The sequence below is a fragment of the Paenibacillus sp. cl141a genome, assembly GCF_900109305.1.
Classification (GTDB): Bacteria; Bacillota; Bacilli; order Paenibacillales; family Paenibacillaceae; genus Paenibacillus_AQ; species Paenibacillus_AQ lautus_A.
The window spans coordinates 534,882-549,306 of record NZ_FNZO01000001.1; the positions used below are offsets into that span (position 1 = coordinate 534,882).

The 14,425-nt window shown below is 50.6% G+C and carries 14 protein-coding genes; 11 read left to right on the forward strand and 3 right to left on the reverse strand.

Annotated features, from left to right (window positions below; genetic code table 11):
• The first annotated feature begins 94 nt into the window (after positions 1 to 94).
• The 5 genes from nagZ (at position 95) to BMX45_RS02575 (ending at position 5,728) form a co-directional block, all read left to right on the forward strand.
• Complete coding sequence (nagZ, locus tag BMX45_RS02555; RefSeq protein ID WP_090908350.1) at positions 95 to 1,438, forward strand: beta-N-acetylhexosaminidase; 1,344 nt, start codon at positions 95 to 97, stop codon at positions 1,436 to 1,438.
• A gap of 198 nt (positions 1,439 to 1,636) precedes the next feature.
• A complete protein-coding gene (gene rpoD / locus BMX45_RS02560) occupies positions 1,637 to 2,587 on the forward strand; it encodes an RNA polymerase sigma factor RpoD (RefSeq protein ID WP_009593145.1) in 951 nt (316 codons plus the stop codon).
• Between the two features lie 201 nt (positions 2,588 to 2,788).
• The gene (locus tag BMX45_RS02565; RefSeq protein ID WP_090908351.1) at positions 2,789 to 3,811 is read left to right on the forward strand and encodes a UDP-N-acetylmuramate dehydrogenase; all 1,023 of its coding nucleotides are present in this window, start codon (positions 2,789 to 2,791) and stop codon (positions 3,809 to 3,811) included.
• Between the two features lie 126 nt (positions 3,812 to 3,937).
• Positions 3,938 to 4,867 carry a manganese-dependent inorganic pyrophosphatase gene (locus BMX45_RS02570; protein ID WP_090908352.1) on the forward strand — a complete coding sequence of 310 codons (930 nt, stop codon included), beginning with the start codon at positions 3,938 to 3,940 and terminating at the stop codon, positions 4,865 to 4,867.
• A 345-nt stretch (positions 4,868 to 5,212) separates the two neighbouring features.
• Positions 5,213 to 5,728 carry a hypothetical protein gene (locus BMX45_RS02575; protein WP_036661422.1) on the forward strand — a complete coding sequence of 172 codons (516 nt, stop codon included), beginning with the start codon at positions 5,213 to 5,215 and terminating at the stop codon, positions 5,726 to 5,728.
• A gap of 104 nt (positions 5,729 to 5,832) precedes the next feature.
• On the opposite strand, the gene BMX45_RS02580 is transcribed toward BMX45_RS02575, so the two are convergent.
• Complete coding sequence (locus BMX45_RS02580; RefSeq protein WP_090908353.1) at positions 5,833 to 6,576, reverse strand: hypothetical protein; 744 nt, start codon at positions 6,574 to 6,576, stop codon at positions 5,833 to 5,835.
• Between the two features lie 282 nt (positions 6,577 to 6,858).
• Here BMX45_RS02580 and BMX45_RS02585 point away from each other — a divergent pair, with 282 nt between their 5' ends.
• The 6 genes from BMX45_RS02585 to BMX45_RS02610 all read left to right on the forward strand — a co-directional run bounded on the left by BMX45_RS02585 (position 6,859) and on the right by BMX45_RS02610 (position 12,573).
• Positions 6,859 to 7,626 carry an amino acid ABC transporter substrate-binding protein gene (locus tag BMX45_RS02585; RefSeq protein WP_090908354.1) on the forward strand — a complete coding sequence of 256 codons (768 nt, stop codon included), beginning with the start codon at positions 6,859 to 6,861 and terminating at the stop codon, positions 7,624 to 7,626.
• A gap of 158 nt (positions 7,627 to 7,784) precedes the next feature.
• Positions 7,785 to 8,444, forward strand: coding sequence for an amino acid ABC transporter permease (locus BMX45_RS02590; RefSeq protein ID WP_090908355.1), 660 nt, complete (start codon positions 7,785 to 7,787; stop codon positions 8,442 to 8,444).
• A 15-nt stretch (positions 8,445 to 8,459) separates the two neighbouring features.
• Positions 8,460 to 9,206 (forward strand): amino acid ABC transporter ATP-binding protein, encoded by a 747-nt coding sequence (locus BMX45_RS02595; protein ID WP_090908356.1) that lies wholly within the window; start codon positions 8,460 to 8,462, stop codon positions 9,204 to 9,206.
• 194 nt (positions 9,207 to 9,400) lie between these two features.
• Positions 9,401 to 10,894, forward strand: coding sequence for an alpha-N-arabinofuranosidase (locus BMX45_RS02600; RefSeq protein ID WP_090908357.1), 1,494 nt, complete (start codon positions 9,401 to 9,403; stop codon positions 10,892 to 10,894).
• 9 nt (positions 10,895 to 10,903) lie between these two features.
• The gene (locus BMX45_RS02605) at positions 10,904 to 11,182 is read left to right on the forward strand and encodes a DUF6171 family protein (protein ID WP_090908358.1); all 279 of its coding nucleotides are present in this window, start codon (positions 10,904 to 10,906) and stop codon (positions 11,180 to 11,182) included.
• 149 nt (positions 11,183 to 11,331) lie between these two features.
• Complete coding sequence (locus BMX45_RS02610) at positions 11,332 to 12,573, forward strand: MFS transporter (protein ID WP_090908359.1); 1,242 nt, start codon at positions 11,332 to 11,334, stop codon at positions 12,571 to 12,573.
• 110 nt (positions 12,574 to 12,683) lie between these two features.
• Here the strand turns inward: BMX45_RS02610 and BMX45_RS02615 are convergent, their stop codons facing one another.
• Complete coding sequence (locus BMX45_RS02615; protein ID WP_009593117.1) at positions 12,684 to 13,076, reverse strand: DoxX family protein; 393 nt, start codon at positions 13,074 to 13,076, stop codon at positions 12,684 to 12,686.
• A 263-nt stretch (positions 13,077 to 13,339) separates the two neighbouring features.
• Complete coding sequence (locus tag BMX45_RS02620; protein ID WP_090908360.1) at positions 13,340 to 14,254, reverse strand: AraC family transcriptional regulator; 915 nt, start codon at positions 14,252 to 14,254, stop codon at positions 13,340 to 13,342.
• Between the last annotated feature and the right edge of the window lie 171 nt (positions 14,255 to 14,425).

Genomic DNA, 14,425 nt, shown 5'->3' on the forward strand with positions numbered 1-14,425 from the left:
GTTCGTTTTGGACCTTAACGAAATCATGTTATGATGGAAGGACTCTGCGGAACAGAGGGCGAATACAGTAGTGTGAACATGAAGGAAGGTGACCATGTTGAAGCGAAGAACACCATGGATGGGCTTAACGATGCTGGTTGTCATCCTGCTGCTGGTTCTGGCAGGTTGCCAGGGCCGTTCGGAGACGGGGAATGCGGGCAATGATGGCCAAGGAACTTCGCCATCGGAGGTAGGACAGGACCAGAATCCGCCTTCTCAAGAGAATGACAATGAAACCGAGCCTCCATCAGGCAGTGCCGGCAATGAAAGCGAGGACGGCAGCCTGCCTCCGAACGAAACCGAAGATGAGATCACTGAGCTTATGAACGACATGACCGTCGAGGAGAAGATCGGCCAGCTGGTACTGGTCGGACTTGAAGGAACGGCCATCGATGAAACTTCGCGTAAATTGGTGAAGGATCACCATGTGGGCGGGTTTATCCTCTTCAAAGACAATATAGAGAGCGTAGAGCAGTCGGTAAAGCTGCTCAATGATCTGAAGGAAGCCAATGCTGCCAATCCGGTGCCCCTGTGGCTGAGTATAGACGAGGAGGGCGGACGGGTTACGCGTTTTCCCGAGGAATATGTAAAGCTGCCGTCAAGCGGCAAAGTCGGAAGCAAGGGGGATCTAGCGCTCACGAAGCGCGTTGGCGGCCTGATCGCGCAGAAGGTTGCGGGATTCGGGCTTAATATGGTATTCGCCCCGGTGCTGGACATTCATAGCAACCCGAACAATCCGGTCATCGGCGATCGATCCTTTGGCACTACGGCGGAGACCGTAACCAAGCATGGGATTGCCTCCATGAAGGGGATACAGGAGAAGGGAGTCGTTCCCGTCGTGAAGCATTTTCCAGGGCATGGCGACACTTCGGTCGATTCCCACCTCGGTTTGCCTGTGGTGGAACATGACTTGAAACGTCTGCATGAAATGGAGCTGGTTCCGTTTCAACAAGCGATTAATGAAGGCGCCGATGTGGTCATGGTTGCGCATCTGCTCATGAAGAGCATCGATCCGGATACGCCATCCTCGTACTCGAAGCCCGTAATCAACGATTTGTTACGGGAAGAGATGGGGTTTAAGGGAGTTGTCATAACGGACGACATGACAATGGGCGCGATATCCGGCAGCACGGACGTAGGTGAAGCTTCGGTGAAGTCCGTCGTCGCAGGAAGCAATATGGTACTGATCGGACATGAATATGCGCTGGAGGAAGCCGTCATCCAGGCATTGACCAAGGCTGTGCGGAGCGGCGTGATCCCGGAGGAGATGCTGAACGACCGGGTAAGGGCGACGCTTGAGCTAAAGCACAAATATGAGCTAAGCGATGATCCCGTGAAGGCTCCCGATATACAGCCGTTAAATCAGCATACGAAAGCAGTACTAGATCAAATGAAGTAAACGTAACATATGTAATAGGAAAATATAAAAACCCGATCTCAGAGTTGAGATCGGGTACAACGGACTAGAATATATTAGAAGTTGATATAGTCTATAAAATATGCTAGAATGAAGGATAAATAACTATTGGTTTAATGTCATAATGATCTAATGCTAGATTAGCATGAAAATATGGGATTGTCAACAGGGGGGCATAGAATGGAGAACCGTCAGAGTGCGGATTTTGCATTGGAACGCGAGGTTACGGATACAGAGAAATCGGCTAATTCTCCAACAGAGGATTTTTCGGTTCACGACGATCTCTCGCTTCCGCCAGGCATCAAGATTAGCGATCCAGTTCGCATGTACCTGAAAGAAATCGGTCGTGTTCCCCTCCTCTCAGCCGATGAAGAAGTGGAACTGTCCAAACGTATAGAGGAGGGAGATGAGGAAGCGAAACGCCGTTTGGCCGAAGCGAATCTTCGTCTCGTTGTTAGTATAGCAAGACGCTATGCCGGTCGGGGAATGCAGTTCCTCGATCTGATCCAGGAAGGCAACATGGGCTTGATCAAAGCGGTGGAGAAATTCGACTACTCCAAGGGCTTTAAGTTTAGCACCTATGCCACTTGGTGGATTCGTCAGGCGATAACCCGCTCGATCGCCGACCAGGCCAGAACCATCCGGATTCCGGTGCATATGGTGGAAACGATCAATAAACTTGTGCGTGTCTCCAGACAGCTCCTTCAGGAGCTGGGGCGCGAACCGACGCCGGAAGAAATCGGCAAGGAGATGGACATCTCGCCGGAGAAAGTGCGCGAGATCCAGAAGGTATCCCAGGAACCCGTGTCCTTGGAAACACCTGTCGGAGAGGAAAGCGACTCCAACCTGGGCGATTTCATCGAGGATCAGGATGCGTTGGCACCGGCAGATGCAGCGGCTTTCGAGCTGCTGAAGGAACAGCTGGAGGAAGTGCTCGATACGCTTACCGAGCGTGAAGAGAACGTGCTTCGGCTTCGCTTTGGACTCGAGGACGGACGGACCCGTACGCTGGAAGAAGTGGGGCAGGTGTTCGGCGTAACGCGTGAACGCATCCGCCAGATCGAAGCGAAGGCGCTCCGTAAATTGCGTCATCCGAGCCGCAGCAAGCGTCTCAAGGATTTCCTCGAATAAATCTTGGTAACGGATCATCGGATGATGAATGAATCCCTGGTTACGGTCTACAGGCCGTAATCCAGGGATTTTTTGCTATATGGCCAGGATTTCGCCCCAGATTGACACCACCCGAGTAGTTGGATCATAATGATGTAACATCCCCACATTTAGTAAGGATTGTTGTGCCTAATGTGAAGAATAGGGAGTGACATGACTGCGATGACTTTACATACATCTGCTATTGACCGATTGTGCAAGCGCAATGTGGAGCTGTCTGCCTTTTCGACGTACGGGATCGGCGGCTCAGCCAATTATCTGGCCATGCCTGAAACGGCAGCCGACTTGGCGGATCTTCTGCAGGATTGCAAAAAACACGGGTTGCCTTGGTACATTTTCGGAATGGGCTCCAACATCCTGTTCCCGGACGAACCGAAACGCGATCTGGTGTTTATCTCGCTCAAAAACCTGGTGGAGCTGCAGGTTTCGGGAGACAAATGGTACGTTTCATCCGGAACGCCGATGTCCCTGCTTTCCTTGATGGGGTTAATGGGCGGAACCGATTTGCTCGACTTTACTTTTTTGCTGCCGGGCTGCGTAGGCGCCGGCATCTATATGAACGCCAAATATAATGCGCGCCAAATCTGCGATATCCTGGATACAGTATATTATATCGATACGATGGATCCGGGCCTGAAGGTGCAGTCCATTGCGGCGGGGGATTGTTTATTTGCATACAAGCAATCCATCTTCCAGCAGCATCCATGGATCATCGTAGGCGCCGATCTCAACATTCCGGTCAGCTCGGAGGAGCAGATCCATTCGACTTCGGCCCTGCTCACGGAGTGGAAGAGCCGCGGCAGCCATCCTTCCTCGCTGCCGTCCTTTTTCTCGTTCTTTCTGGGCGAGGTCCATGCTTTGGCCGGAAGGGGAATCGAGACGCCGCAGTCGATGCTCGACATCATCAAGTACCGGACGAGTAAGCGCCATTTCGACTATCCGTCCTGCGGTTCCGTATTCAAGAACAATTACGATTACGGGGTAGCCGTAGGCTCGCTCGTGGACCAGCTGAATATGAAGGGGACCGAATACGGAGGCGCCATCATATCTCCGCACCACGGCAACATGATTCTGAACCAGAAGCATGCAAAGGCCACGGACATTCTGTACTTGATGAATCTGATTTCGGAGTCGATCAACAACCATTTCGGGTTCGTTCCGGAACCGGAGATTGTATTGGTATAAACGCTGTCCGAAAATAATCTCTGTAAAGGAATTGGAATAAGTAGAATTTAACGCTATAATCAGATAGGTGATCATCTGTTTATTGGTATAAACGATGAAATTCATGTTGCGAGAGGGGCATTAAATATGGCTAAAACTTTAATTTTTGGACACAAAAATCCGGATACGGACACCATCTGCTCTGCTATTGCATATGCTGACTTGAAGAATCAGCTTGGTCTTTCGGCCGAGCCCGTGCGTCTTGGCGACGTAAACGGCGAAACGCAGTACGCGCTCGATTACTTCAAAGTAGAGGCGCCTCGCCTCGTTGAGACGGTTGCAAACGAAGCGCAGGACGTCATTCTCGTGGACCATAATGAGCGTCAACAAAGCGCCAGCGACATTGATCAGGTTCGCGTAATCGAGGTTATCGATCATCACCGCATCGCTAATTTTGAGACAAGCCATCCGCTGTACTACCGTGCGGAGCCTGTCGGCTGCACTGCTACCATCCTGAACAAGATTTATAAGGAGAAGGGCGTAGCCGTTCGCAAAGAAATTGCCGGCTTGATGCTGTCTGCGATCATCTCGGACTCCCTCTTGTTCAAATCTCCAACCTGCACGGACGAGGATGTGGCTGCTGCTCGCGAGCTGGCTGAAATCGCCGGCGTGGATGCCGACAGCTATGGTTTGGACATGCTCAAGGCAGGTGCCGATCTGAGCGACAAAACCATTGCTCAATTGATCTCCCTCGATGCCAAGGAATTCCAAATGGGCGGCGCCAAAGTCGAAATCGCCCAAGTCAACGCGGTGGATACGAATGATGTATTGTCCCGCCAAGCAGAACTCGAGGATGCGATTCAATCGATTATTACGGACAAAAACCTGGACTTGTTTGTCTTCGTGGTGACGGACATCTTGAACAACGATTCCATCGCGCTGGCGCTCGGAAAAGAGTCCAAAGCCGTGGAAAAAGCGTACAACGTATCTCTGTCGGAGAACAAGGCGCTTCTTAAAGGCGTGGTTTCCCGTAAATCGCAGATCGTTCCGGTTCTGACCGAAGCATTCAACCAATAATAGCTGGTTATAGGAACAAGCCTGACCATCGACTGAGGAATCAGCGGGGCGGGCTTGTATTTGTTTGGCTGTTTTCTCGGATTCTGCATCATGCAGGACCGCTCGAATCTATACGAAGCGCTTACGAACATTGAAATATTGTAATGAATTTACATCGAAATGACATCCTTTTTACGGCGGCGATTCGTATAATGAAGGAAAGAAATAGGAACCGCAAGTACATACGTGTTTCAAATCCCAAGAAATGGGTTAATGACCATTAATGTTTGTTGAGTCGGATTCCGTGGTAGAAAGTGGTACGAATCTAATCTATCAATAGAAGTATGAAGAGGGAGCGATGAGAAGATGAAGAGATCGGCTTGGAAATTGGGAGCAATGATGCTGCTTGTCCTGATCATGATGACAACCGTCGGTGTAGCCTCAGGCAACAATTATGAGCCGGTTCCGAAAGCTTCGAATCAGGAAGCTGCCTACATAAACGGACTGGAGATCAAAGACGGCAAGGTCTTTCTTCTAGTAGATCCTATCGAGTGGTACGAGGGGGAGGAAGCGAATCAGGTGTTCCGCGAACGGGAGCAGGACCCTGAGATGACCGAGGCCCCCGACGGTTATTATATCGTGAACGATACGGAAGAGCATATCGAACTTCCAGTAGCGGACGATGCAGAAGTGCTGCTCCAGCTGTACGACCATACCGGACGATATGAGGATGCCCAGATTTCCTGGAATCAGCCGGTGAGCCTGAGCAAATTCGCGGACATTTACAAAAAGGATGATATCGTGGACATGAAATGGTTTCCGTTTCATATCACGGTTGAAGACGGCGTCGTCGTGAAGATCATCCAACAGTATGTCCCTTAATTCATCATGAAAAATAGAGAAGCGAACTGATGAAGAGCCGCTCCATTTCGGTTAATCCTACCGATGGGCGGCTCTTATGTTTGTTCTAAGCCTAACGGCAAGCGTTAACCGGCATCTTTGCTGTAGTGCTGGTGCTTCATCGGTTTGATTTTACCGTTGACCACGTCGCTGACGAAGGGTGCAATCTTGGATTTCCGTTCCTCGTATTCTTCCTTCGTCACCTTGCCCTCGGACAGCTTCCGATCCAGGCGCTTCGTTAGTGCCTGGACTTGCTGATCAATGACGGACTGGACGGATATACCTTGCTCCTTCGCGATCTGGGCCAGCGATTTTCCGGATTGCAGCGATGCTTTGAGTTGGTCCGGCGTTGTCTTCAGCAGCTTGGCCAGCTCGTCGCTATCCGAGATCAGCCGGCCGTGCCGCTGATGCATCCGCTGCTTGTGCCATCCGCCCTTGGCGTCAAGCAGCTTATCCGCCGCTGCGGAGTAATCGATGGATTTGCCCAGCTGCTTTGGATGCGAAGCGATTTTCTCCTTCAGCAGCTCCATGATCTTGGCTTTCATGGCATCCCGCGATACGCCTTGCTCTTTGGCTATTTCCGCGAGGGTCGAGGTTTTGAGTTTATCCCGGAGAACTTGCGGCTCCAGCTTCAGAAACTCGGAGATGGCCTTGAACATATGGCCGGGTTTATGTTGCCCGCGTTCGTCCTTGGTCGAAGGAACAGCCGGTGATTCCGACTGCTGTCCGATCGGTTCCGCCGAAACCGAGACGGGAAGATAAGCGAGGCCCATGACTACAGCGATGGCGAGCAGCACCAGCCGCTTCACTGACTTCAAGTGGGTTGTCATTGTTGTTTACCGCCTTTCGTGTTGTTGGTCTTACAGTCCATCATTCTTTCCCGCTAAACTGAACTCATCCTTAAAATAACCTTAAAATAGGATGAAAATACATAAATTTCATTGGGATGGTGAAAAGTGGCCATTCTATGAAACTATCGACTCTTCTCTGCTAATATGCTATCATGGAGTCTTGATAACGTATTAAAGTGAAAAAGCAGTTATGCATAGGACAAGGATTGATGCAGATCCCAGGATATGACTGCGCTTAACGTCTACGAGGGGGATTTTTTGGTGAAAAAGATAACATCCGTGTTAGCAGGCTTCATGCTTTTATTAACTGTCGTCGGCTGTTCGAGCTCGGCAAGCGGGGGGAATGAGCTGGTGGTCGGAATTGACGACAAGTTCGCGCCCATGGGATTCCGCGACGAGAGCAATGAAATTGTCGGCTTTGATATTGATTATGCTCGCGCAGCCGCCGAGAAAATGGGCAAGGAAGTCAAGTTCCAGCCAATTGACTGGAAATCGAAGGAATCCGAGCTTAGCAGCGGCCGCATTGACTTGATCTGGAACGGTTACACCATCACCGATGAGCGCAAGGAGAAAGTGCTGTTCACCAAGCCTTATCTGGAGAACAGTCAGGTCGTCGCGGTGCTGAACGATTCGGATATCGCAACGATCGGCGATTTGGCCGGCAAACAGGTCGGATTGCAGTCGCTATCCTCGGCTGCCGATGCGTTAAGTGCCAACGAGATTCACACGCAGGTGAAGAAAATCAACGAATTTCCTGATAACATGCTGGCTCTGAGTGATTTGAAGAATGGACGCGTTGAGGCTGTGATCATTGACGAAGTGGTCATGAAATACTACATGTCCAAGGAAGAAGGAACGTACAAGATTTTGGAGGAGTCCCTGGCGCCGGAGCAGTACGGGATCGGAGTTAAGAAAGGCAATGAGGAACTGCTGGAAAGCCTGCAGAAAGCCTTGGACGAAATGAATGCCGACGGCACGGCCGCCAAGATTTCCGAGAAGTGGTTCGGGGAAGACAAAGTGTTGAAGTAAGCATTCCCAAGAGGTTGGTCATCCAACCTCCCCATAGGTATTCCAAGAAACCGGACTTTGACCAAAGGCTCCGGTTTTCTGTTCCAATCGGTCGGTACAATGAAATCATCGGAGAACTTCAGCATTCCGGAAGTTTTTCCATTAGGAGTTAAGCAGATATGAGTATGGATTACATCGTTCAAATCGGCAAACCGATGCTGGAGGGCGCGCAGACCACGATCCTGTTGTTCTTGATTTCCATTCTGGCCTCCATACCGCTCGGGTTTGTGTTCACGTTAATGGTTCGAAGCGCAATCAAGCCGCTGGCTTGGTTGGCCAATGCCTATATATATGTTTTTCGAGGCACCCCGCTGCTGCTGCAGCTGCTGTTCTTCTGCTTTGGGCTGCCGGTGCTGCCGGTGATCGGAGAATATCTCGTTTTGGATCGTTTTGTAGCCGCATGCTTGGCATTCGTGCTGAACTATGCCGCTTATTTTGCGGAAATCTTCCGCGGAGGCCTCTTGGCGATTGACAAGGGGCAATATGAAGCGTCTAAGGTGCTGGGCTTGAACCGCTGGCAGACGACCACGAAAGTAATTCTGCCCCAGATGTTCCGCGTAGCCCTGCCTGCGGTATCCAACGAATCCATTACGCTGGTAAAAGATACGGCGCTGCTGTATGCGGTGGCGGTACCGGAGCTGCTGCACTTCGCGTATACGGCGGTCAATCGGGATTTCACGATTATGCCGTTTGTTATTGCGGGCGTGATATACCTGCTGATGACGCTTGTGTTAACGCTGCTGTTTAAATATCTGGAACGCCGATTCAAATATGAATAGAAGGACTGTCGCGCAATGGCAATTATCGAAGTAACCCATATGAAAAAATCCTTCGGCTCGCTGAACGTGCTGAAGGACGTCAGCTTTGAGATTCAGAAGAATGAAGTGATTGCCGTCATCGGGCCTTCCGGTTCGGGAAAGAGCACCATGCTCCGCAGCCTGGTGCATTTGGAGGAAATCAACGGCGGATCGATCAAGGTGCAGGATCAGTATTTGGTGAAGGACGGCGTATACTCCAGTTCGCCGCAGATCAAAGCGATCACGTCCCGCATGGGCATGGTATTTCAGCACTTCAACCTGTTTCCGCATCTGACGGTACAGGAGAATCTGGGCCTCGCGCCCAAACATGTCAAGAAACAAAACAAAGAAGAAGTTAGAGCGAACGGCGCCGCACTTTTGCAGAAGGTCGGTTTGTCCGATAAAGCGGATGTATATCCCGGAAATCTGTCGGGCGGTCAGAAGCAGCGCGTGGTCATTGCTCGGGCGCTCATGATGAATCCGGACATCATGCTGTTTGATGAACCGACATCGGCGCTGGATCCCGAGCTGACCGGCGAGGTGCTGGCCGTCATCAAGCAGCTGGCGGAGGAGCACATGACAATGGTGATCGTGACGCATGAGATGAGTTTTGCCAAGGAAGTGGCGGACCGGATCATCTTCATGGATCACGGACAAGTAGTCGAAGCCGGAACGCCGGATCAAATATTTAACCAGCCGAAGATGGAGCGGACCCGCGAGTTTTTAAATCGGGCCGCGCGTTAAAGAGGACTGGCTCAAAGCTGGATCGAAAGATCGGCTTGGGCTGGTCTTTTTTTGTACGAAAAATAAGGTTATTTTATGAAAGCGTTTAAATTATTGGTTGACGGAATCGGAATTGATCGATATCATTGTTTTAAAGATTTATAAACTGTTTCATATAAGTATCTATAAAATAATAGCGAGGAGCGGAAAAAGTCATGAGTCAGGTTATTACCATTCATTCGGACGTATCCAAAGGGAAAATCAATCGCAATATTTATGGACATTTCTCCGAGCATCTGGGCCGCTGCATTTATGAAGGAATCTGGGTGGGCGAGGATTCGCCGATACCCAATACGGAAGGGATCCGCAATGACGTGCTGGATGCGTTGAGACAGCTGAATATACCTGTTCTGCGCTGGCCGGGCGGTTGTTTTGCCGACGAATACCATTGGAAAGATGGCGTCGGGCCGCGGGAGAATCGGAAACAGATGGTCAATACGCACTGGGGCGGCGTTGTGGAGAACAACCATTTCGGCACGCACGAATTCCTGCGTCTCTGCGAGCTTTTGGGCTGCGAGCCCTACATATCGGGCAATGTCGGCAGCGGCACCGTTCAGGAGATGTCGGAATGGGTTGAATACATGACCTTTGACGGCGTGTCGCCGATGGCCGCATGGCGTCAGGAGAATGGCCGCGAGAAGCCGTGGAACGTGAAATATTTTGGAGTTGGGAACGAGAACTGGGGCTGCGGGGGCAATATGCGGCCGGAATATTATGCGGACTTGTACAGACGCTATCAGACTTACGTCCGCAACTATGGCGAGAACAAGATCTACAAAATTGCCTGCGGCCCGAATGTGGACGATTACCGCTGGATGGAAATCGTCATGAGGGAAGCGCATCCGTACATGGATGCCATAAGCCTTCATTATTACACGGTTCCGGGCGAATTCTGGACAGGCAAAGGACCTGCTACCGGATTCAGCGAACAGGAATGGTTCACCACCATGAAGAAAGCGCTCCATATGGATGAATTGATTACGAGACATTCGGCGATTATGGATCAGTATGATCCTAATAAGCGCATTGGGCTCATCGTGGATGAGTGGGGCACCTGGTTTGATGTCGAGCCCGGCACGAACCCCGGCTTCCTGTACCAACAAAATACGATCCGTGATGCCCTGGTGGCGGGTTTGACGCTGAATATTTTCCACGAGCATAACGATCGGGTGGTGATGGCAAACATCGCCCAGATCGTCAACGTCCTGCAGTCCGTCATTTTGACCGAAGGCGAGAAGATGATCCTTACCCCGACCTATCATGTGTTTGATATGTACAAAGTGCATCAGGATGCCGAACGATTGGCTACCCATCACAGCGGGGCCGATTATGAGATGAATGGCGAGAAGATTCCGCAAGTATCCGTGACGGCCTCCAGGGATGAAGCCGGCAAAATCCATGTAAGCCTGTGTAATGTAAGTCACGCGGAGCAGAGCGACGTGAAGATCCAGCTTCGGGGATTAAGCGGTGGGGTGAAGCAAATCGTAGGCCGGCAGCTTGCCGCCGATTCGCTGGACGCTCATAACACCTTTGAATCGCCAGAGGTTCTCAAGCCGGCTGCATTCACTGCATTTGAACAGGAAGGCGACGTACTGCGTGCGAAGCTGGCGCCGATGTCCGTTACCGTTCTCGAGATCACGGCGGAATAAACGAAGGTCATGGCGGATAATCGGTGTAAAGGTTGTCATGACGATTACCGGGTCAGCGATGAGCAGATCACGCGGGTGCTGTCCTCCCCGATGTTCTCATCGGACCGGTGCGTGCCGGATGAAGCATATGATGCCCGTCTTCGTGCGTGCTTCACATGCCCTAAGCTGCAAGGAGACACCACGTGTACGCTGTGCGGATGCATCGTACAGATTGCCGCAAAGCTGAAAGACAAACGCTGCCCGTATCCGGGGGAAGACCGTTGGTCGATCACCGTTAGTGCTTCATAGAAAATAACGTATAGTCAAAGGCCTGTTCTCATGGATGGATCATGGGAGCAGGCTTTTTTAGAACGGGAATGGTTCATTAGCTTTACAGAAACTTACAACCTATGTTATGACTAATAGAAAAAGATCAGCACGATAGGATAGGGTGTGACATGAAAAAAGGTGGCTTTTTATATTATTGGACCGCTCACTCCAGCATTTCGCTGGCAGGCGTTGTCTATATCATGGTGCTGACTACCTTTATGTATCAGGAATCCGGTTCGGCTTTTATTGCTGGCTTGTTCCCGCTGTTTAACGCAGTGGCGCGGTTTGCCGCCGGCTTTACGGCTCCGCTCGTCATGGAGAAATTCGGCTTCTCCAAGCTGCTGTTGAGGCTTCAAGTTCTGAAAGCCCTGCTGTTGACCACGCTGGTTGTCTTGTTCCCGTACATATCATCCCAGGTCGCGATATTGTGTATCTTCATTTTGTTCATAGCGTTTACCGAAGGATGGGGGAACCCGCTGATCCAGTCCATGGTACCAAGAATGGTTGCTGCTGACCGGTTGGTCAAGGCCAACAGCTCGTTATCCGTGACCAGCCAATCCTTGCAGATTGCCGGATACACGTTTACAGGTTTTCTGGTCATACGGTACGGACATATGCCGACATTAATCATGAGCTGCACGCTCATCTGGCTATCCGTATTGTGTCTTTGGATTGCGGCTCGATCCATGCAGACGAAAGCTCCTGCTGAAGCCGGACGAGGGAAACCAAGCTGGGAAGTAATCCGTGAAGGCTGGTTCTATCTGTGGAGAATGCCTACGTTAAGAATCGTCACGATCATGGATATGGTTGAGGGGATAGCCGGAACCATCTGGGTGGGAGCGATCACGCTGGTGTACGTAAAGGAAGTGCTCCATCAAGGCGAGGCTTGGTGGGGATTTATTAATGCCAGTTATTACGTCGGCGCTATTCTCGGCGGTTTGCTGGTGCTGCTGCTGTCTTCCTTCATTCAGAAAAATCTGATATTCTGCATGGCTGCGGGTTCAGCGGTATTCAGTCTGCTTACTTTGTGGTACGGCCTGAACAGTATCCCGGTTGTGGCTCTAATCCTATGCATTGCAATGGGGCCGGCCTATCAGCTGAGGGATGTGGCGCAGCAAACTGCTCTTCAATCCAGTGTGGATCAGGAGATGCTGCCGAAAATATATGCTTCTCGGGATATCTTATTATCAACGGTAACGAGTGTATCGATTGCAGTTATTGGTCTTATCGCGGATACGCTCGGCATTCGCATGGTTTATATCGCAGGGGCAATCTGTATTGCCATATCCGCAGGGCTGTCGTTCACAATCCTGAGGCTGCAGCGGAAACCGGCTTCAGCGGCGGAAGCGGGAGGCAGCATCTTGTCATGAGATCACTAGAAAAGAGCTGTACCAGTCTCATTCCTTTTGGAACGAATCTGCGCACAGCTCTTTATCATGGGATCGAAGCCCCGACAACCTTGAGCACGCTCTTGTCCGCGTTAGGCTTTGTTCTTCTTGCTGAACAGCGAATCAACCGAGAGCAGGCTGCTGCCGCTAAGAACTAGATGTACAGCCATGGCCAGCAGCGCAATATCCAGTTCATAGCCGCCCAGGAAACCCATGCCCAGCTTCGCCTGAAAAATCGCCACGACAAGCACGACCCCAAGAACCAGAGAAGCGATTCTCGTTCCCAAACCGATAATCAGCGCAATTCCTCCCACGATTTCGATAATGGCTACTACGGTTGCCATAAAGGCAGGGATTCCGAGACTTGCGAAGAAGCCTTCGATATTCCCGATGCCGCTCTGGAATTTATCCAAACCGTGAGCCATAAAGATGACCCCCAGAATCACCCGAATTATGAAAGTGCCTGCAGAAGAATAATTACCCATGAAATAGATCACTCCTTGTCTTTTTGGTTTAAAATGTAATCAACTAACTTAAATATAGCTGAGAACTATAGGTTGTATCATACTCAATTTAACTGTTGAATGTCAAGTAACTAACTAAAAATACTTGGATTTTACAATATCCAATCATGATGCCATATGATTAGATGAAGTTCAGCCAATACAGAACAATAGCCATCCTCAAAGGGAAGGCTATTTATTGTTAGGGTACTCAATATTGGAGGTTCATTAATGCTTTTTATGGCTTAGTGCCTGGGCCGGTATTCCGTCGGCGACTGCCCGGTCCAGCGGCGGAATTGCCTGGAAAAATGGCTGGCTGAGCGAAAACCGAGTTTGTCGGCGATTGCGTTCATCGGCAGATGGGTCGTGACCAGCAGCTCTTTGGCCAGACTGAGCTTCTGGCGGCTGATATATTGTCTTGGCGAGATCCCGTACACTTGGCGGAATAACTTGCAACATTGGCTTCGGCTTAAATTAAGCTCTTGGGATACAGCCATGACCGATATCTCTTCGGTCAATCCCGACGACAGCTTCGCTTCGATGGCATGAGCCGCATCCGCTGCATGCAGGGAGGACGGTTTAGGGGTGCCTGCTGACGCAGATAAAGCGCGGGGCGGCTTCAGCGCATCCTGCCTCTTCAAGAGAGAGAGCACATCATGGATGATGAGCAGGGTGTAAGACTGGAGCAGAAGCCTATCCTCAAAAGTGAGATTGTATTCGCTTGGCTGGTTCTCCGGATGGACGGAATGGGCTGCCGGCTGGCTGCGCCGGACGATTCCCTCCAGCTCTTGAACGTAGGCTGCCAGTTTGCTGCGCTCGCTTTCATGCTGGCGAATATGTCGGTAAGGGGCAGCGGATAATGAGCTTCGAATTTCTGCATCATCCAGATCGAAATGAACATTGAAATACCCATACTGCTTGTTGGATGCATTCGAGGTTTGATGGGGCACCCCGGATTTGATCAGAAGCCATTCCCCTTCGCGGAGCTGAATGGAATCCCGATGAATTTCCTGCAGGACTTCGCCTTCCAGACAGTATAGCAGCTCGAACAGGTGATGGTGATGCCTCGGATAATTCCAGCCTGGCGGCTGGGAATCAAAATGGCAACCGGTTACCTGCAGCGTTTGAATCATATTGGGAAAGCGAAAAGCGATATCCATGACAGCTGGCTCCTTTTGGGCATCGAAAACGCCGGTAATGATGCCTTATATTTTATCATACGACCATTTCGCACAAAAGGTATAAAGAATGCTCCATTTGGAGATTGAGCAGCATGGGGTTTTGATAGATGATGGCAATAGAAAGCAAATGAAACGAGTTAGGAGGAAACA